Genomic DNA, 18,719 nt, shown 5'->3' on the forward strand with positions numbered 1-18,719 from the left:
GGAGGTCCCTCCCTCGCCCTTCGCCAGTCCTGTGGATTTCTGGGGAAATGATTTCATGGAGGGGTGTGGCTAAAAAGCGGCGGTAGGTTCTACCAGCCGGCTTTCCACTCAAATGTTAGCTGTCTGTTGCAACGGCGACACAATCGTTGCCCTCAGGCAACCATAAAGACACCAAAAAGCCTCCTTCCTTTAGCCTTCGCCAGCCATGACCGGCAACCGGTCGATCGCATTGAGCCCGGGACGCCTGCGCCAGGCGATCTCCAATTCCGGCACGGCGAGCGCCAGGCGGGGCCAGCGCGTCAACAGCGCCTCGAGCGCACACTTGCCCTCGATGCGCGCGAGCTGGTGGCCGAGGCAGAAATGAATGCCGGTGCCGAACGCGACATGCCGGTTCGGCCTGCGCGCGAGATCGAGCCGCTCCGGATGCGGATTGGCCGCGGGATCCATGTTGGCCGCGGCGAGCATCGCCATGATGCGCTCACCCTTCTTGACGATGACGCCGCCGAGGTCGACGTCACGGCGCACGTAGCGCGGCTTGGTGAACTGCACCGGCGTGAGGAAGCGCAGGAATTCCTCGACCGCGAGATCGGCGCGGCTCCAGTCCTCCGCGAGCCAGTCGCGCAACGCGGGTTTCTTCAGGAGCTCATGCACGGCGCCGCTGATCAGATGCGTGGTGGTCTCGTGGCCGCCGAACAGCAACAGAAACACCATCGAGACGATTTCTTCCGGGCTGATGCGGCCGCCTTCCTTCTCGACCCGGACGATCTCGGCAATCAGTCCCTCTCCGCCGTGCCGGCGCACCGCTTCGACATGCGCTGCGATGTAGCGCCTCATCGCGTAGAGGTTCGGCAGCGCACGGAAGAAATCCAGCGCACCGGTGAGGCGGGAGAGCCCGCCGGCCCAGGCCATGAATTTCGAGCGGTCCGCCAGCGGCAGGCCCAGCAATTCGCAGATGACCGACAGCGGCAGGATGCGCGCATAGCGCTGGACGAGGTCGGCCGGACTGCCCCCGGCAAACAGCTCGTCGGCGAGCTGTTCGGCCGTGGCCTGGATATGCGGCTCCATGCCGAGCACGGCGCGGCGGCGGAACGCTTCGTCGACGATATCGCGCAGCCGCTTGTGATCGGGCTCGTCCATCGACAGCATGCTGTTGGCGAAGGTACGGATCATCGGCGGCATCCACCAGCGCATGCCCGCAACCTGCCCATCGGCCTTGCGAATGGTGAAGGTTTCGGTGTCCTTCAGCACACGGTCGACCAGCGCCTGGGTCGTGGTGACCCAGACCCGGCCCACGATGGGGAAGCGGACTTCCACGACTGGGCCCTGATGCCGCAGCCTTTCGAGCGACGCCGCCGGATTGCGAAAATAGTCCTGACCGGTGAAGTCCACGCGCGCCATGAGCCGATATCCCCGCTGCAGATTGGGGCGGCCGGCGCTCCATCCGCCCCGCTACGGCTGGCCTGTAATCCTCGAGCGCGCCCGGTCCGCGACATAGACGACAAAGATGGCCACGAATGAAAGGCAGAACAATCCCGCAGTCCACACAAGCGCATTACCCGCTGTCGACATGACTTTCTCCCTTTCACCCGAAATGGATGAACTAGGAAGCATCGGCGACAGCGGCAGCGACCGTGTTGCGCCAGATCAATTTTGCGGCACGGTAGCTCCGGTATCTGCTATTCGTATCCGGCGCGGCGCACGGTGACGCGGCACAGGCCTTCGCAGCCGATCTTTCGCGCGGCGCCCAGCGAGAAATCCAGCACCCTGCCGCGGGCAAACGGACCGCGATCCTGCACCGGGCATTCGATCCTCTTGCCGTTGTCGAGATTGGTCACGATGAAAATGGTGCCGAACGCCTCGGTGCGATGCGCGCAGGAGACGCCGTGGGGATTGAAACGCTTGCCGCGCGCGTCCCACTTGTCTTCCCAGTAGACGGAGGCCTCTTCGTTTTCAGCGGGCGGGCGCGCGACACGGCCCATCCACATCTGCTGGAATGTCTGGGCTTCGGCCGGCAGCGCTGCAAGCAGCAGCGCAAGCGCAGCCAGCCTTGTGCCCAGAAATCCGCAGCGACGATCTGCCATGCCCCACCATGTCCCTTGCCGGACCGAGGGGTGCCTTATGGTAAATGGCCGGGTTACAAATTTGGCGCAGGCGTGGCTGAATTTTGCACGGAGTCGGGCAGCGGAGAGGCAGGGCTGGAAGGGGCCCCCGGCCTAATCCACCTTGACGTTGGCCGCCTTGATCACCGGCCACCACTTGGCGATCTCGGCCTTCTGCCATTCGCCGAGCGCTTCCGGCGTCAGCTTGTCGCTCGGCGGCATCTGCAAGCCCAGATTCTCGAACTGCTTCTTCACCGCCGGATCGTTCATCGCCTCCACTACGGCGGCGTTCAGCTTTGCAATGACGTCCTTCGGCGTGCCCTTCGGCACCCACATGCCCGACCACAGGTTCATGTGGAAACCGTTCAATCCCGCCTCGTCGACGGTCGGAATGTCGGCCGCGGACTCGATGCGCTTGGGGTTCGTGACGGCATAGGCGCGAATATTGCCGGCGCGCACCTGCTGGATCGAGTTGGAGAGCTGGTCGACGATGAGATCGATCTGGCCGGCGACCAGATCGTTCATCGCCGGACCCGTGCCGCGATAGGGCACATATTGCAGCTTGATGCCGGTGAGATTCTCGAAATAGAGCCCGGCGATGTGGCTGCCGGAGCCCGCGCCTGCGGTGCCGGCGGCGGCCGGCGACGGCCGCGCCTTGAGCCAGTCGATGAACTCCTTCAGCGTTTTCGCCGGCACGGCGTTCTTGCTGACGAGGACCATGGTGTTGCTCGGCAAGAGGACGACGGGATCGAGATCGGCAACGAGGTCATAGCCGAGCTTGTAGATCGCGCCGTTGGCGACGTGGGTGCCGAGATGGCCGAAGGAGATGGTGTAGCCGTCCGCGGCCGACTTCGCCGCACGGCCGACGCCGATCGAACCGCCCGCGCCCGTGACGTTCTCGACCAGCACGGTTTCGCCGAGCGTGACCTTCATCCGCTCGGCGAGGATCCGGGCCATCGCGTCGGACGGGCCGCCGGCGGCAAAGGGCACCACGATGGTGACCGGGCGCGTGGGGAAGTTTTGCGCGGATGCCGGGACGGCGAACGCGAGAGCAGCAAGTAGAGCAGCCAACACTATTCTTCGCATGTCCTTCCTCCAACGCGCCACTTCAACCCTCATGGTGAGGAGCGCGTACGCGCGTCTCGAACCATGAGGCCACAGACGGGCCTTCATCCTTCGAGACGGCGCTTTGCGCCTCCTCAGGATGAGGATGTTACAGCTTCGCGAAGTCGATCGGCTTGTGGCGATCGAGCGTGCGCGTGACCGGCGGCAGCGGATATTTAAGCCCTGTCGCGCAATTAAACAGCATCACCCGGTCCGTCTTTGCAACACGACCTTCGGCGAGGCTCTGCTGGTAGGCAGCATAGGTGGCAGCGCCCTCGGGGCAGAGCAACAGCCCCTCCTCGCGCGCCACTTCGTTGAGCGCAGCAGAAATCTTCTCGTCCGGCACCGCAATGGCAAATCCCTTGCTCTCGCGCACGGCGCGCAGGATGAGAAAATCCCCGATCGCCTGCGGCACGCGGATTCCGGAAGCAATGGTGTGGGCGTCCTCCCAGCGGGTGGCGTGCTCGGTGCCTGCTTCAAAAGCACGCACCATCGGCGCGCAGCCCGAAGCCTGCACTGCGACCATCCGCGGGCGCTTGCTGCCGATGAAGCCGATGGCCTCGAGCTCGGCAAAGGCCTTCCACATGCCGATCAGCCCGGTGCCGCCGCCGGTCGGATAGAAGATCACGTCGGGCACCTCCCAGCCGAGCTGCTCGGCGAGCTCGAGCCCCATCGTCTTCTTGCCCTCGATGCGGTACGGCTCCTTCAGCGTCGAGGCGTCGAACCAGCCGACCTTTGCCTTGCCCTCGCCGACGATCTTGCCGCAATCGTCGATCAGCCCGTTGACGCGATAGACGGTGGCGCCCTGCAGCTCGATCTCGCTGACATTCACCTCCGGCGTGTCGGCAGGACAGAAGATCGTGGTCCTGATGCCGCAGGCCGTGGCATAGGCGGCGAGCGCCGCGCCCGCGTTGCCGTTGGTCGGCATCGCCATGTGCCTGATGCCGAGCGCCTTGCCCATCGACACCGCCATCACGAGGCCGCGCGCCTTGAACGAGCCGGTCGGCAGCCGGCCTTCATCCTTGACGATGATCTCGCCGCCGCCGAGTTTCTTGCCGAGCTTTGGCAAACGAATGAGCGGCGTCATGACTTCGCCGAGGCTGACGATGTCGGCGCATTTGCGCACCGGCAGCAGCTCGCGATAGCGCCACATGTCGGCGGGACGGTCGCTAAGCGCATCCTTGGTAAGCGCCTTCTTCACGCCCGCGAGGTCGTAGCGCACCAAGAGCGGCTTGCCGGCCTTCGAGAGATTGTGCACCTGGTCGGCGGCATAATGATCGCCCGCCATCGCGCATTCGAGATGGGTCACGAAGGTCGGGCGCTCGGTGGTGAGGTTGTCGTTGTCTTTCACAACTGTTCTTTCTGGTTTGCTTGTCATTGCCGGGCTCGACCCGGCAATCCATCTCTTGGCAAAACTCTTGTGAAGGACGATGGATGCGGGGGTCAAGCCCGCGCATGACGAGTTCGGATGAGGCTACACGTTCAACACCCGCCCGTAGGCGTCGAGCACGGCTTCCTTCATCATCTCCGACAGCGTCGGATGCGGGAAGACGGTGTGCATCAGCTCTTCCTCGGTGGTCTCGAGATTCATCGCGACCACATAGCCCTGGATCAGTTCGGTCACCTCCGCGCCGATCATGTGGGCGCCAAGCAACTGGCCGGTCTTCTTGTCGAACACGACCTTGATCAGGCCCTGGTCCTCGCCGAGCGCGATCGCCTTGCCGTTGCCGACGAAGGGGAAGCGGCCGACACGGATTTCGCGGCCGCCCTCTTTCGCCCGCGCCTCGGTCAGGCCCACGGAAGCGATCTGCGGGTGGCAATAGGTGCAGCCCGGGATGAGGTTCTTGTCCATGGGATGCGGATGCAGGCCCTTGATGGCCTCGACGCAGACCACGCCCTCATGCTCGGCCTTGTGCGCCAGCATCGGGGGGCCTGCAACATCGCCGATGGCGTAGATGCCGGGCACGCTGGTCTTGCCGTAGCCGTCGATGACTACGCAGCCGCGGTCGGTCTTGACGCCGAGCTTCTCCAGCCCAAGGCCTTCGATGTTGCCGACGACGCCGACCGCGGAGATTACCCGCTCGAACTCGGCCGCCTGCGGCTTGCCCTTGCCGTCGTCGATGGTGGCAACGACGCTGTCGGCCTTCTTCTCCAGCTTCGTCACCTTGGTGTTGGTGAGGATCTTGATTCCCATCTTCTCGAAACGTTTTCGCGCGAGGCCCGCGATCTCCGCATCCTCAACAGGGAGGATCTGCGGCAGCACCTCGACGACGGTGACGTCGCTGCCCATGGTATGGAAGAAGGAGGCGAACTCGATGCCGATCGCCCCGGACCCGACCACCAGCAGCGACTTCGGCATGCGGTCCGGCACCATCGCCTCGAAATAGGTCCAGACCAGCTTCTTGTCGGGCTCAAGCCCCGGCAGCACGCGCGGCCGCGCGCCGGTGGCAAGGATGATGTGCTTGGCCTGATAGGCGCCCTCGCCGGCCGTACCCTTCGGCGCCTCGACGGAGGACTTCTTCACGGTGACCTTGCCGGGCGCGTCGATCGAGGCCTCGCCCCAGATCACCGTGACCTTGTTCTTCTTCATCAGGAAGCCGACGCCGTCATTGAGACGCTTCGACACCCCACGCGAGCGCGCCACCACCGCCTTGGGATCGTAGCTGACCTTCTCGGCCGACAGGCCATAGTCCTTGGCGTGCTGCATGTAGTGATAGATCTCGGCCGAGCGTAAGAGCGCCTTGGTCGGGATGCAGCCCCAGTTCAGGCAGATGCCTCCAAGATAGGATTTCTCGACAATCGCGGTCTTGAAGCCGAGCTGCGCCGCGCGGATCGCGGTGACATAGCCGCCGGGACCGGAGCCGATGATGATGACGTCGAAGGATGTGTCGGCCATGGTGGCTCCCGTTCAACTCAAGTCGTTGCGCCGCTGGCGCGGCGCCTGGAGATCAATAGCCTGACCAGCCATTCGAGTGCGCCGATCAAGACCAGGATTGCCAAACCGATGCAGAAGATCGGCTGGGCGATATTTCGCGACAACTGCTCGCCGGAGAAAAACGCGTTGTGAATGACCGCTCTGCCCTGCGGGCTGACGATCACGACGATCGCAAGCAGCAACGAGATCCAGGGCCAGCGCGTTCGCATCCACCTCGCCCCCTCGCCGTACGCGTCACACCATCATCATGACAGGGTTTTCGATCAGCCGCCTGAAGGCGCCGATCAGCTCGGCGCCGAGCGCGCCGTCGATGGCGCGGTGATCGCAGGACAGGGTCACGCTCATGATGTGGGCGGCCTCGACCTTGCCGTTGCGCACCACGGCCCGCTCCTCGCTGGCGCCGACCGCGAGGATGGTCGACTGCGGCGGGTTGATCACGGCGGTGAAGTGGCTGATGCCGTACATGCCGAGGTTAGAGACAGAGGTCGTGCCGCCCTGATACTCCTGCGGCTTGAGCTTGCGCGTGCGTGCGCGGGCGGCGAGATCCTTCATCTCGTTCGAAATCGTCGACAGCGACTTGCTCTCGGCATTGCGGATGATCGGCGTGATCAGCCCGCCGGGCATCGCCACGGCGACGCCGATGTCGGAATGCCTGTGCTTGACCATGCCGGCTTCGGTCCAGCTGACATTGCAGTCCGGCACCTGCTGCAAAGCGACCGCGAGCGCCTTGATGACGAAGTCGTTGACCGAGAGCTTGTAGAGCGGCTTCTTTTCCTTGTCCTTGGGAGCCGCCGCATTGATCTGCTCGCGGGCATCGAGCAGCCGGCCGATGTCGCAATCGATGGTGAGATAGAAGGTCGGAATGCTCTGCGTCGCCGCGGTCAACCTTTGCGCAATCGTGCGGCGCATGCCGTCATGCGGCACGATGTCGTAGGAGCCCGGCTCGAACAGCGCGAGGATCTGCTGGTCGCTCATCGCCGGCGCGACGGCAGGCGCGGCTCCTGCTGCTGCGGCCGGGGCCTTCAGGCCCTTGCCGGATTTTGCGCCCTCGACGTCGCGGGCGATGACGCGGCCGTGCGGGCCTGAGCCGGCGATGCGGGCGAGATCGATGCCGGCTTCCTTCGCCAGCCGCCGCGCCAGAGGCGAGGAGAAAATGCGGGCGTGACCGTTGGCTTGCGCAGCCGGCGCGGCTTGCGGTGCCGCGGCAGGCGGCGATTTCGCGGCAGGCGCAGCAGCCGCCGCTGCGGCAGCCGGTGCAGGCGCCGCAGCAGGCTTCGGCGCTGGCGCAGCGCCCGCGCCTGCGGCCTTCACGTCCTCGCCGTCGCCGGCAAGGATAGCGATGACGTCGTTGACGGGAACATCGGCCGTGCCCTCCGGCACGAGAATCCTGGCGATCGTGCCCTCATCGACCGCCTCGACCTCCATGGTCGCCTTGTCGGTCTCGATCTCGGCGATGACGTCGCCGGACTTGACCTTGTCGCCCTCCTTCTTGAGCCACTTGGCAAGGTTGCCCTTTTCCATCGTGGGCGACAGCGCGGGCATCAGAATGTTGATTGGCATCGTCAGTGACCCTGTTGCGACCGCGGCGTGGTTGAACCCATGTCGGTTGGACGCGCGATTTCGGCTTCGAACATGTCGAGGATGCGCGCCAGCGCCTCTTCCTCGGAAAATTCCGACTCGCGCGCATAGGCGCGTGCGGCGTGGCGCGCGACATCGACCAGCAGGAGGCCCCACATGTCGGGCTCCTCGAAGGCGCGAGTGAACGCGATCGAAAGGCCGCCGTCGACGACGAAGGCGCGCAGCACCTCGGTGGCGTCTTCGCGGCCCATCACGTCAGGCGGCAGTGGCTGCTCCCTCGGACCTGCCATGGCGCCTACCGGTAGCAGACGGCCTTGGCGGCCTCGACCACCTCGGCGACGGAGGGCAATGCGAGCTTCTCGAGGTTGGCCGCATAGGGCATCGGCACGTCCTTGCCGGAGATGCGCGCCACCGGCGCGTCCAGATAATCGAAGGCGTGCTCCATGATGCGGGCGGCAACTTCCGCGCCGACGCCGGACTGCTGCCAGCCTTCCTCCACGGTCACGGCGCGTCCAGTCTTCTTTACGGAGGCGACGATGGTCTCGGTGTCCATCGGGCGCAGCGTGCGGAGATCGACGACCTCGGCCTCGATGCCTTGCCTGGCGAGTTCGTCGGCGGCCTTCAGCGCGTAGGTCATGCCGTTCGACCAGGAGACGATGGTGACGTCCTTGCCCCTGCGCGCCACGCGCGCCTTGCCGATCGGGACGACGTAGTCGTCGAGCTTCGGCACCTCGCCGGTGTGCCCGTAGAGCACTTCATTTTCCAGGAAAATGACGGGATTGGGATCGCGGATCGCGGCTTTCAGGAGGCCCTTGTAGTCGGCGGCGGAGAACGGCGCGATTACCTTGAGGCCGGGGACCTGCGAGTACCAGGCCGAATAGTCCTGGCTGTGCTGGGCGGCAACACGCGCTGCCGCGCCGTTGGGCCCGCGGAACACGATCGAGCAACCCATCTGGCCGCCGGACATGTACAGCGTCTTGGCGGCGGAGTTGATGATCTGGTCGATCGCCTGCATGGCGAAGTTGAAGGTCATGAACTCGACGATCGGCTTCAGTCCCGTCATCGCCGCACCGACGCCGACGCCGGCAAAGCCGTGCTCGGTGATGGGCGTGTCGATCACGCGCCTTGCGCCGAATTCCTGCAGCAGTCCCTGGGTGACCTTGTACGCGCCCTGATATTCGGCGACCTCTTCGCCCATGACGAAGACGTCGGGATCCCTGCGCATCTCCTCGGCCATCGCGTCGCGCAGCGCCTCGCGGATGGTTTGCGTGATGAACTCGGTGCCGGCGGGCACTTCGGGTTCAGGCTCGCTGACGGAAGCAGGTGCCGCAGGCTGCGCCGGTGCCGAGATCATCGGCTTGCCCTCGCCGACCGGCGATCTTGATTCCGCAACTTCATGCGCAACGCTCGGGGCTGGCGCTGCGGGCGCCCTGGCCAGATCGGCGGCGCTCTCGCCGTCGGCCAGGATCATCGCGATCGGCGTGTTGACGGCGACGTCGGCGGTGCCTTCGGGAATCAGGATCTTGCCGAGCGTGCCTTCATCGGTCGCCTCGACTTCCATGGTCGCCTTGTCGGTCTCGATCTCGGCGATGACGTCGCCGGACTTGATGGTCTCGCCTTCCTTTTTCAGCCATTTGGCGAGATTGCCCTTCTCCATCGTGGGCGACAGCGCAGGCATCAGAACTTGAATGGGCATGTTAGCTCCGGAAACTTGAAGGCTGCGCTCAGCGATAGACGTCGGTCCAAAGCTCGGACGGATCGGGCTCGGGATCCTTCTGGGCGAAATCGGCGGACTCGTTGACGATCTCGCGGACCTCGGCGTCGATCTTCTTCAATTCGTCCTCGGATACCTTGGCGGCCAGCAGACGATTGCGCACCTGCTCGATCGGATCGGAGTCGTGGCGGACTTTCTCCACTTCCTCGCGGGTGCGATACTTCGCCGGGTCCGACATCGAGTGGCCGCGATAGCGATAAGTCTGCATCTCCAGGATGAAGGGGCCGTTGCCGGCGCGGCACCAGGCGACGGCTTCATCGGCGGCCGCCTTCACGGCGCGCACGTCCATGCCGTCGGCCTGCTTGCCGGGAATGTTGAAGGAAACGCCGCGCTTGGAGAAATCGACCTGCGCGGAAGCGCGCGACACTGCCGTGCCCATGGCGTAGCGGTTGTTCTCGATGACGTAGATCACGGGGAGCTTCCACAGCTCCGCCATGTTGAAGCTTTCGTAGACCTGGCCCTGGTTGGCGGCGCCGTCGCCGAAATAGGCGAGCGAAACATTGTCATTGCCACGATAGCGGTTGGCGAAAGCGAGTCCCGTGCCGAGCGAGACCTGCGCGCCGACGATGCCGTGGCCGCCGTAAAAATGCTTCTCCAGGCTGAACATGTGCATGGAGCCGCCCTTGCCCTTGGAATAGCCGCCGCGGCGGCCGGTCAGTTCGGCCATCACGCCGTTGGCGGACATGCCGCACGCAAGCATGTGGCCGTGGTCGCGGTATCCGGTTATGACCTGGTCGCCCGGCTTGAGCGCCATCTGCATGCCGATGACGACGGCTTCCTGGCCGATATAGAGATGACAAAAACCACCGATCGCACCCATGCCATAGAGCTGGCCCGCTTTTTCCTCAAAGCGGCGGATCAACAGCATGTCGCGCAGCGCCTTGAGTTCCTGCTCTCTGGTGAATTCCGGGGGAGAACCCGTTCCCTTTTCCTGACCTGAATCCTTGGGTACGGCTTTCTTCGGTGCGGCCATGAACAATTCCGAGTGAGAGAATTAGGAAAACCCTTCCTAGCTCAACTCAAATCGCCGCGAAAGGACAGCCGCGCCGTCACGAAAATATTGCTATGCCGCACTGCAACCAGCGCGAAAATATTGGAGTCGATTTTGCGGACGGCGCAGAATTTCGTTTCGTGACGGAAAAAATGGCGGCGCGACCGATGAGCCGCGCCGCCACCGTGGTTCTTGCTGAGTGTGGTCCGGTCTCAGAAGAACCCCAGCTTCTTCGGGCTGTAGCTGACCAGGAGATTCTTGGTCTGCTGATAATGATCGAGCATCATTTTGTGGGTCTCACGACCGATGCCCGACTGCTTGTAGCCACCGAACGCCGCGTGCGCGGGATAGGCATGGTAGCAATTGGTCCAGACGCGGCCGGCCTGGATCGCACGCCCGAAGCGGTAACAACGGTTGGCATCGCGGCTCCAGACACCGGCGCCGAGGCCGTAGAGCGTATCATTGGCGATCGCCAGCGCCTCGTCATCGGTCTTGAAAGTCGTGACCGACACCACGGGCCCGAAAATCTCCTCCTGGAATATCCGCATCTTGTTGTGGCCGTGGAACACGGTGGGCTGCACATAGAAGCCGCCGGAGAGATCGCCCGGCAGCATCGCGCGGGCGCCGCCGGTGAGGAGCTGAGCACCTTCTTTCTTGCCGATGTCGATATAGGAAAGAATTTTCTCCAGCTGCTCGCTGGATGCCTGCGCGCCGATCATGGTGGCGGGGTTGCGCGGGTCGCCCTGCACGATGGCTGCGACACGTCCCAGCGCCCGTTCCATGAAACGCTCGTAGATCGATTCATGCACCAACGCCCGGCTGGGACAGGTGCAGACCTCGCCCTGGTTCAGCGCGAACATGACGAAGCCCTCAATCGCCTTGTCGAGGAAGTCGTCGTCCTCGGCAACGACGTCCTTGAAGAAGATGTTCGGCGACTTGCCGCCGAGCTCCAGGGTGACCGGAATGAGGTTCGCGCTGGCATATTGCATGATCAGCCGGCCGGTCGAGGTTTCGCCGGTGAAGGCGATCTTGGCTATGCGGGGGCTGGAGGCCAGCGGCTTGCCGGCTTCGAGGCCGAAGCCGTTGACGATGTTGAGGACGCCGGGCGGCAAGAGGTCGGCGATCAGCTCCATCCACACCATGATCGAGGCCGGCGTCTGCTCGGCGGGCTTGAGGACGATGCAGTTGCCGGCGGCGAGCGCCGGCGCGAGCTTCCAGCAGGCCATCAACAGCGGGAAGTTCCAGGGAATGATCTGGCCGACCACGCCGAGCGGCTCATGATAGTGATAGGCGACCGTGTCGTGGTCGATCTCGGCGAGGCTGCCCTCCTGGCCGCGCACGACGCCGGCGAAATAGCGGAAGTGATCGATGGCGAGCGGAAGGTCCGCGGCGCGGGTCTCGCGGATCGGCTTGCCGTTGTCCCAGGTCTCGGCGACCGCGAGCAGTTCGAGATTGGCCTCCATGCGGTCGGCGATACGGTTGAGGACGATGGCGCGTTCGACGACGCTCGATCGGCCCCAGGCATCCTTGGCGGCATGAGCCGCGTCGAGCGCAGCCTCGATGTCCTGTGCATCCGAGCGCGCGATCTTGCAGACCACCTGTCCGGTGACCGGCGACATGTTGTCGAAGTACTTGCCCGATTTGGGCGCGACCCATTTGCCACCGATGAAATTGTCATAGCGCTCGGCGAAGGGATGTCTGCTCGTCGTGATGAATTCCGGCTTGTTCATGGTTCACTCCCGCTGTGTTGTGTCGATCATTGAACGTCGTGGAGCGGCTGCGCCGTGTCGGCGACGTGGCGCGACCATGTTGGGAGAGCGGATCGTTGTCAGCGGGGTGGCGACAGGTCACCCGATCGACCTGTCGCAAATCTGCGACAGTCGCGGCCGCAAGATCATGCGGCGCTGCCGTCGATCTTCAGTGCTGCCTGATGGCGAACTGCTTGAGCTTGCGATGCAGCGTGGCGCGGCTGATGCCGAGCGCTTTCGCCGCAGCCGACACGTTGCCCTGGCTGCGCGACAGCGCGCGTTGCAACAGGCCGCGCTCGACACCGCCGAGTTGATCCTGGTCGGTGCCGCCCAGCAGATCGGCCGCCGGGACCGGCCGCAGCGGCCGGTCGCCGGGGAGACCGAGGGCAAGGCGGGCCGAGCGGGTCGCGCCGATCACGAGATCGTCGGCATCGACGGCCAGCAATCCATTGCCCTGCCCGTCGGCCGCCGGCACCAGCACGATGCGCGCCCTGGCGAACACGGCACGGAAGAGTTCGGATTCGATGCGCCGCGCCGCCTCGCCGGCGGCGAGCGCGATCAGGCCGGTAAAGGCATCGGTGCGGTCGGCGCGGCAGGAGGAAACGTCGAGCACGCCCGCGAGCTTCGCGTCCGGGTCGTAGACGGGGACGGCCGTGCAGCTCAGCAGCGTGTTGCGGGTGAAGAAATGCTGGTCGCGGTCGATGGTGAGTGCGCGCTGTTCGACGAGGCAGGTGCCGATGCCGTTGGTGCCTTCCTGTGCCTCGCTCCAGACCGCGCCGGTCCACAACCCCCAGGAGCGGAACGTGTCGTCATCGGCGGCATAGCCCCTTCGGTCCACCGGCACGCCGTCGCGATCGGCAAGCAGCACGCAGCAACCGGCGGCTCCGACCGCCTGGTAGAGACGATCCATCGCGCCTTGCGCGGCACACAGCAGCGGTTCGATCCGCTGCCTGACTGCCATCAGTTCGACATCGGACAGCCTCTGCGGCGGGCGGGTGACGGCGGGGTCGAGCCGGTGCAATCGGGAGGAACGGCACCAGGACGCGACAAGCGACGATCGGGCGGCCTCGCCGGACGCGATCGCCCTCTCAACGCGCGCGGAATGACGAGCGAGCTGCTGCCCTTTCATCGCATGGGTTCCCCTCCCTTACCCAAGCCTAGGGCACGCGGGTGGCATCACGTTTGATCGGGGTCAATTCGACTTTCGAAAAGTCTGGCAGCGGCCGGCCGACTTCAGTTGGCACTCCTGGGCGGTACGATCCGCACCAGGTCGCGCGGATTGGCGTAGTCGAGCTGGAAGCGCGCGCGCTCGTCGAGCATATCGGGATCGATCTGGCCGGAACGGAGCAGCGCCACCCGCTGCTCACCCTCGGCGCGCTCGCGCTTGAGCCGGACCAGTTCGGAGGTCAGCGCAATGATCTCCTGATCGAGTTCCTGCCGGGCGTTGAGGCCGTATTTTCCGGTATAGGCGTTGACGCCGAAATAGCCGACCAGGAGCCCCGCCATCGTATAGAGGGCGAGCCCCGTGAGGATCGATTTGAGTCGGGTACGCGAGACCATAGTGGCCCCAAGATGGGGCCACAGGGTTAAGGGACTGCTAAGGTAGGCTGTCGGAGCCGTCATTGCGAGGAGCGCAAGCGACGAAGCAATCCACCTGTCCGCGGTGTGGCCCGATGGATTGCTTCGCTTCGCTCGCAATGACGGAATGGTTGACGTTACCGGTTCTGCTTCTCGACGAAGGCGGCAAATGCCTCGAGATATTGCTGCAGCACCTTCTGCACGGGCTCCTTCACGAGTTCGCCCTTGTCGTTGAAGGCATCGCCCACGCCGTTGAGATAAATCTCGGGCTGGCCGAGGATCGGGCCGGAAATGCCGGGCAGGATGTTCTGCAGGTGCTTGGCCGCGGCGACGCCGCCGAGCGCGCCCGGCGAATTGGAAACGATGCCGGTCGGCTTGCCCAGGAACGAGCTCTTGCCGTAGGGGCGCGAGGCGACGTCGATGGCGTTTTTCAGCACGCCCGGAATCGAGCGGTTGTATTCCGGCGTCACGAACAGCACGCCGTTCGACTTCTGGATCTTCTCGCGGAACGCCAGCCAGTCCGCCGGCGGACTGGCCTCCAGGTCCTGGTTGAAGAAGGAAATCCCCTGCAGCGTGGTGACGTCGAGCTTGAGCGAGCTCGGTGCGAGCTTCGCCATCGCATTGGCGATCTTGAGCGAGAAGGCTTCCTTGCGCAGGCTGCCGACGATAGTGACGATGGTATGGGCCATTGGATTTCCCTGTTGAAATGACTTGCGGCTCCTCCCTCACCTAGCGCCGCGGCGAGATGGATGCAAGTGCATGAAAGTCGATTTTTGGAAACGGAGCGTTTTCGAGAATGCGATTGCCAAACGAAACAGGCCGCCCATGACGGACGGCCTGCCAGATCAGTTGTCGAGACCCGCGGTCAAATCACTGGGTTCCACGGGGCCGGAATGAGCCGGAACTTGCTGCCCTCCTTCTCGACATAACCGATCGAGGGGAAGGTAAAGTGGAAGCCGACCACCACAGCCTTCTCGCTCGAGGCCATATCGTAGAATTTGTGCCGCGTGGCCTGCGCCGCCATCGGATCGATGTCGAAAGCGACATGCCAGTCCGGATTGCGCAGGAACAGTTCGGGGATGTTGGTGACGTCGGACTGGATCAGCACGCGTGAATTGCCCGACACCACGGCGAACGCGGTGTGGCCCGGCGTGTGGCCGGCCGCCGCGATCGAGGTGATGCCGGTGACGACTTCCTTGTCCCAGTCGTATTTCGTCACCTTGTTCTCGATGCCGGCATAGACCTTCCGCACATTGGCGAAATAGTTCTTCATCATCGCGTTGGACTCGGCCTTGGCGGCGTTGTCGTCGCTCATCCAGAATTCCCAGTCCTTCGCCGGGACCATGATCTCGGCATTGGGGAACGCCATCGAGCCGTCGGCGGCGCGGATTCCGTTGGTGTGATCGGGATGCAGATGCGACATCAGCACGACGTCGATTGCCTTGGGATCGACGCCGGCGGCGGCGAGATTCTGCAGCGTGCGGCCGACGGCGCCCTTGCTGGATTCGAGATTGGCGACGCCGTTGCCGCAATCGATCAGCACCAGCTTGCTGCCGGTGTTGATGAGCTGCGGATTGAACGGCACGGTCACCATGCCCTTCGGCATGTAGGCGGCTTCGGCCGCGGCCAGCGCCTGCTCCTTGGGCACGTTCTTCACGAACGTATCCGGCATCGGAAACGTGCGTGCGCCGTCATTGATCGAGGTGCACTCGAAACTGCCGACCTTGTAGCGGTAGAAGCCCGGCGCCTGCGCGCCGGACACCGGCGCCGCAGCATGAGCTTTCGATACGACCAATCGCGACAGCGCCGCGGCTGCACCGAATGCAGCCGCGCCTGCCAAGAGGTCACGCCTGTTCAGATCCGTCATGGATGTCCTCCCTAAGCCCGGCGGTTTCCCCGCCCCTCATTGCGGCGGGAATCTTCTCCCGTTGCCGGGAGAACGCAAGCCGGTTTTATGGGGTGGACACCGCCCTCACGCGCCCTTGTTCGGGTTGATCAGGAATTTCTCGCCGGTCGAACGCTTGTTGTAGATGGCGATGTTGGCAGGATCGAGCACCTCCGTCAGCGACACCACCTTGGTGTAGTGGCTGGCGAAGGTGGTCTTCAGCTCGGCGGCGACGCGCTGGCGCAGCCGGCCGATCTCGGCCGGGCCGATCTTCTGCAGGAACGGCGTGAGCAGCCAGCCGCCCACGCCCCAGGTCAGGCCGAAGGCGCGGGTCAGTTCGGTCGGGCGGTTGTCGAGGCTGCCGTAGATGTAGACTTGCTTGTACACGTTCGAGCCGTAGCGGCTGTATTCCTTGGCCGTCTTGTTGGCGGCGATTTCCATGGCGGTGAGAATCTGGCTCGCCAGCTTGCCGCCGCCGATGGCGTCGAAAGCGATGGTGGCGCCGGTCTCCACCAGTGCGGCGGTGAGATCTTCCATGAAGGTCGGCGCCGTGGAATCGACGATGTGCTTGGCGCCGATCTTCCTGAGGATGTCGGCCTGTTCCTTGCTGCGCACGATGTTGACGAGGCCGATGCCGTCCTTGATGCAGATCTTGTTGAGCATCTGGCCGAGATTGGAGGCGGCCGCCGTGTGCACCAGCGCCTTGTGGTTCTCGCGGCGCATCGTCTCGGTCATGCCGAGCGCGGTCAGCGGATTGACGAACCAGGATGCGCCGTCGGCGGCCGTGGTGCCCGGCGGCAATTCCATGACGTCGCGCACCTTCATCACGCGATACTGCGAATACATCGCGCCGCCGATGATGGAGACCGTCTTGCCCATCAGCGCCTTGGCGGCGTCAGAAGAACCGGTCTTGACCACGACGCCGGCGCCCTCGTTGCCGACCGGCAGCGACTGGTCGAGCCGGGCCCCCATCATCCGCATCGCCGCTTCCGGCATTCTTGCGGTGACAACGGGGGAATCCTTCGTCCCGGACACTTGCGCGGCCGACATGTCGGCCGGGCCAATCAACAGCCCGAGGTCGCTGGGGTTGATCGGGGTCGCCTCGACCCGGACCACCACCTCATCCTCGGCCGGCTCCGGCGTCGGGACATTCACCAGCGATAATTCGAGCTCGCCGCTCTTCTTGACCAGCGAACGCAGTTGAAGCCCGCTCTTGCCGTCAGCCATGCTATTTCCTCCCTGCCATCCGGCGTCTTGCCGGTCTGCTTTTGCTTGTCTTGAACCATTGTCGATATGGTCGCGCTCGGCAATGATGTCCAGCCGCTAAGCCAGATTTCGATCAAGCCCTTTGCATGCCAAGGTCCATGTTTTCATCCCGTTTCAAACTTAGTTCGCCCGTCCTCCCGATCGCCCTGTGCATGGCCGTCGTCGCCGGCCTCACCGTGCTGCGCGCAATCTTTGCGACCACGATCGAGCTGCGGGTGGACGAAGCCTATTACTGGACATGGTCGAGGGAGGGCGTCGTTTCCTTTCTCGACCATCCGCCGCTGATCGCCTGGTTTGTCCGGCTCGGCACCGCGCTGTTCGGCGACAGCAATTTCGGCGTGCGCTTTCCCGGCCTCGTGGCGATGCTGGTCATGCAAGTGCTGCTGGCCGATATCGTCTGGCGCGTGGTGCGCGACTGGCGCTATGTCATCGCCGCCGTGCTGATGACGGAAGCCGCGCCGCATTACGGGCTGATGATGGCGAAGATCGCGCCGGATACGGCGCTGATCCCCTGCGAACTCGCCATGATCTGGTCGCTGGTGCGGCTGGCGCAATCCGGCGATCAACGCTGGTGGATTCCGGCCGGATTGTTCGGCGGGCTGGCGCTCACGGCCAAATACACCGCCATCCTTCTCGCCCCCGCGATCCTCGCCTTCGTGCTGGTGCCGGCCTGGCGCTGGCGGCAGCTTGCAAGTCCGTATTTCTGGATCGCCACCGCGCTAGCGCTGCTGGTCTTCTCGCCGGTGCTGTACTGGAACGCCGCACACGAATGGGCATCGTTCCGATTCCAGCTCGACCGGCCGCCGCAGATATCCGGCTGGACGGCACGCTTCATCGCCGACTTCGTCGGCCAGCAATTGGCGCTCGTCGGCGTCCTGCTGCTGCCGGTCGCCGTGGTCGGCGCATCGATGCTCGCCTTCCGCGGCTATCGCAACCGCGACCCGATCGCGATCCTGCTGTCGACTGCGGTGATCTTCCCGCTGCCGTTCTTTCTCGGGCACGCCCTTTCCACGCGGGTCGGCGACAGCTGGCCGCTGTTCGTCTGGCCGATCGCCTTCGCCTGCGCGGCGATCAATCTGAAGCAATGGCGGCAGCAAGTGCCGCAGTCGGTCTGGGCGCTGGGCGCGCCGGGCTTCATGGCAGTGGCCATCGCGAGTGGAATCGCCACCGTCGTCGCGGCTCTCTGGTACTACGTCGCAGGCTCGGCAAATTATCTCGGAAGGAACGACCCGATCGGCAAGGAAGCCACCTTTGCAGCCGTCGTTGCCGCTGCCGACAGCAAGCGGAAGGAAACCGGCGGCGGCTGGTTCGTCACCTCGGACTACCGCATGTACTCGATGCTGCGCTGGCACCTGCGCGATACGGTGCCGGTGGTGCAGCTCAACGAGCGCAGCCGGTATATCGGCTTCCGCAATCCCGCGCTCGAGGGCCCGGCCGGGCTCTACGTCGCGCCGAAGGACAATCCGAGGCCGGCCGTGTGGAGCGGAACCGGCGCCGCCTTGCAGCCGGCCGGGCAAGCCGACCTCGCCTGGCGCGGCACCGTCTTTGACGTCTACGCCTTTCAGAGGGTGACAGGCTGGCACCCGGTGTTCTCACCGCCGCCCGGCGATCCGCTCTACGCGGCACGCCCGAATTAGGTGGAGGACGCCGCACTCAATGTGACAAAATGGTACCATGGTACGTCGGCGTACCGAATTCGCCATTGTGTGTCCACATTGTGCCGGGAAACTTTGAACCGCGTCGCGTGCTCGATTGTGCAAC

At 64.4% G+C, this 18,719-nt stretch carries 17 protein-coding genes; 1 reads left to right on the plus strand and 16 read right to left on the minus strand.

Going from position 1 to position 18,719, the window contains the following annotated elements; genetic code table 11:
• Positions 1-189 precede the first annotated feature (189 nt).
• The 16 genes from HZB49_RS09925 to HZB49_RS10000 all read right to left on the minus strand — a co-directional run bounded on the left by HZB49_RS09925 (position 190) and on the right by HZB49_RS10000 (position 16,919).
• Positions 190-1,398: a cytochrome P450 gene (locus HZB49_RS09925; protein ID WP_291610617.1), complete on the minus strand. Its 1,209-nt coding sequence runs from the start codon at positions 1,396-1,398 to the stop codon at positions 190-192.
• A 278-nt stretch (positions 1,399-1,676) separates the two neighbouring features.
• On the minus strand, positions 1,677-2,081 hold the full coding sequence (locus HZB49_RS09930; protein WP_291610618.1) for a septal ring lytic transglycosylase RlpA family protein: 405 nt from the start codon (positions 2,079-2,081) through the stop codon (positions 1,677-1,679).
• A gap of 132 nt (positions 2,082-2,213) precedes the next feature.
• Entirely contained in the window at positions 2,214-3,185 is a 972-nt protein-coding gene (locus HZB49_RS09935) for a tripartite tricarboxylate transporter substrate binding protein BugD (protein WP_291610620.1), read from the minus strand.
• A gap of 127 nt (positions 3,186-3,312) precedes the next feature.
• A complete protein-coding gene (locus tag HZB49_RS09940) occupies positions 3,313-4,554 on the minus strand; it encodes a threonine synthase (RefSeq protein WP_291610622.1) in 1,242 nt (413 codons plus the stop codon).
• Positions 4,555-4,677: 123 nt separating this feature from the next.
• Positions 4,678-6,099: a dihydrolipoyl dehydrogenase gene (lpdA, locus tag HZB49_RS09945; RefSeq protein ID WP_291610625.1), complete on the minus strand. Its 1,422-nt coding sequence runs from the start codon at positions 6,097-6,099 to the stop codon at positions 4,678-4,680.
• 17 nt (positions 6,100-6,116) lie between these two features.
• A complete protein-coding gene (locus tag HZB49_RS09950) occupies positions 6,117-6,347 on the minus strand; it encodes a hypothetical protein (protein ID WP_291610627.1) in 231 nt (76 codons plus the stop codon).
• A gap of 25 nt (positions 6,348-6,372) precedes the next feature.
• A complete protein-coding gene (locus HZB49_RS09955) occupies positions 6,373-7,698 on the minus strand; it encodes a pyruvate dehydrogenase complex dihydrolipoamide acetyltransferase (protein WP_291610629.1) in 1,326 nt (441 codons plus the stop codon).
• 2 nt (positions 7,699-7,700) lie between these two features.
• Complete coding sequence (locus HZB49_RS09960) at positions 7,701-8,006, minus strand: DUF5076 domain-containing protein (RefSeq protein ID WP_291610631.1); 306 nt, start codon at positions 8,004-8,006, stop codon at positions 7,701-7,703.
• Positions 8,007-8,011: 5 nt separating this feature from the next.
• Positions 8,012-9,412, minus strand: coding sequence for a pyruvate dehydrogenase complex E1 component subunit beta (locus HZB49_RS09965; RefSeq protein WP_291610633.1), 1,401 nt, complete (start codon positions 9,410-9,412; stop codon positions 8,012-8,014).
• A gap of 28 nt (positions 9,413-9,440) precedes the next feature.
• A complete protein-coding gene (pdhA, locus tag HZB49_RS09970) occupies positions 9,441-10,463 on the minus strand; it encodes a pyruvate dehydrogenase (acetyl-transferring) E1 component subunit alpha (RefSeq protein ID WP_291610635.1) in 1,023 nt (340 codons plus the stop codon).
• Positions 10,464-10,693: 230 nt separating this feature from the next.
• Positions 10,694-12,211 (minus strand): aldehyde dehydrogenase, encoded by a 1,518-nt coding sequence (gene adh / locus HZB49_RS09975; RefSeq protein ID WP_291610637.1) that lies wholly within the window; start codon positions 12,209-12,211, stop codon positions 10,694-10,696.
• A gap of 187 nt (positions 12,212-12,398) precedes the next feature.
• Positions 12,399-13,358, minus strand: coding sequence for a GAF domain-containing protein (locus HZB49_RS09980; protein WP_291610638.1), 960 nt, complete (start codon positions 13,356-13,358; stop codon positions 12,399-12,401).
• A 104-nt stretch (positions 13,359-13,462) separates the two neighbouring features.
• Complete coding sequence (locus tag HZB49_RS09985) at positions 13,463-13,789, minus strand: septum formation initiator family protein (protein WP_291610640.1); 327 nt, start codon at positions 13,787-13,789, stop codon at positions 13,463-13,465.
• Positions 13,790-13,944: 155 nt separating this feature from the next.
• Positions 13,945-14,496, minus strand: coding sequence for an NADPH-dependent FMN reductase (locus HZB49_RS09990; protein ID WP_291610643.1), 552 nt, complete (start codon positions 14,494-14,496; stop codon positions 13,945-13,947).
• A gap of 176 nt (positions 14,497-14,672) precedes the next feature.
• The gene (locus HZB49_RS09995; protein ID WP_291610645.1) at positions 14,673-15,674 is read right to left on the minus strand and encodes an MBL fold metallo-hydrolase; all 1,002 of its coding nucleotides are present in this window, start codon (positions 15,672-15,674) and stop codon (positions 14,673-14,675) included.
• Between the two features lie 105 nt (positions 15,675-15,779).
• Entirely contained in the window at positions 15,780-16,919 is a 1,140-nt protein-coding gene (locus HZB49_RS10000) for a zinc-binding dehydrogenase (protein ID WP_291610647.1), read from the minus strand.
• Positions 16,920-17,110: 191 nt separating this feature from the next.
• Here HZB49_RS10000 and HZB49_RS10005 point away from each other — a divergent pair, with 191 nt between their 5' ends.
• Positions 17,111-18,595 (plus strand): glycosyltransferase family 39 protein, encoded by a 1,485-nt coding sequence (locus tag HZB49_RS10005; protein WP_291610649.1) that lies wholly within the window; start codon positions 17,111-17,113, stop codon positions 18,593-18,595.
• Positions 18,596-18,719 lie beyond the last annotated feature (124 nt).

This window comes from Bradyrhizobium sp. (genome assembly GCF_016219575.1).
GTDB lineage: Bacteria > Pseudomonadota > Alphaproteobacteria > Rhizobiales > Xanthobacteraceae > Bradyrhizobium.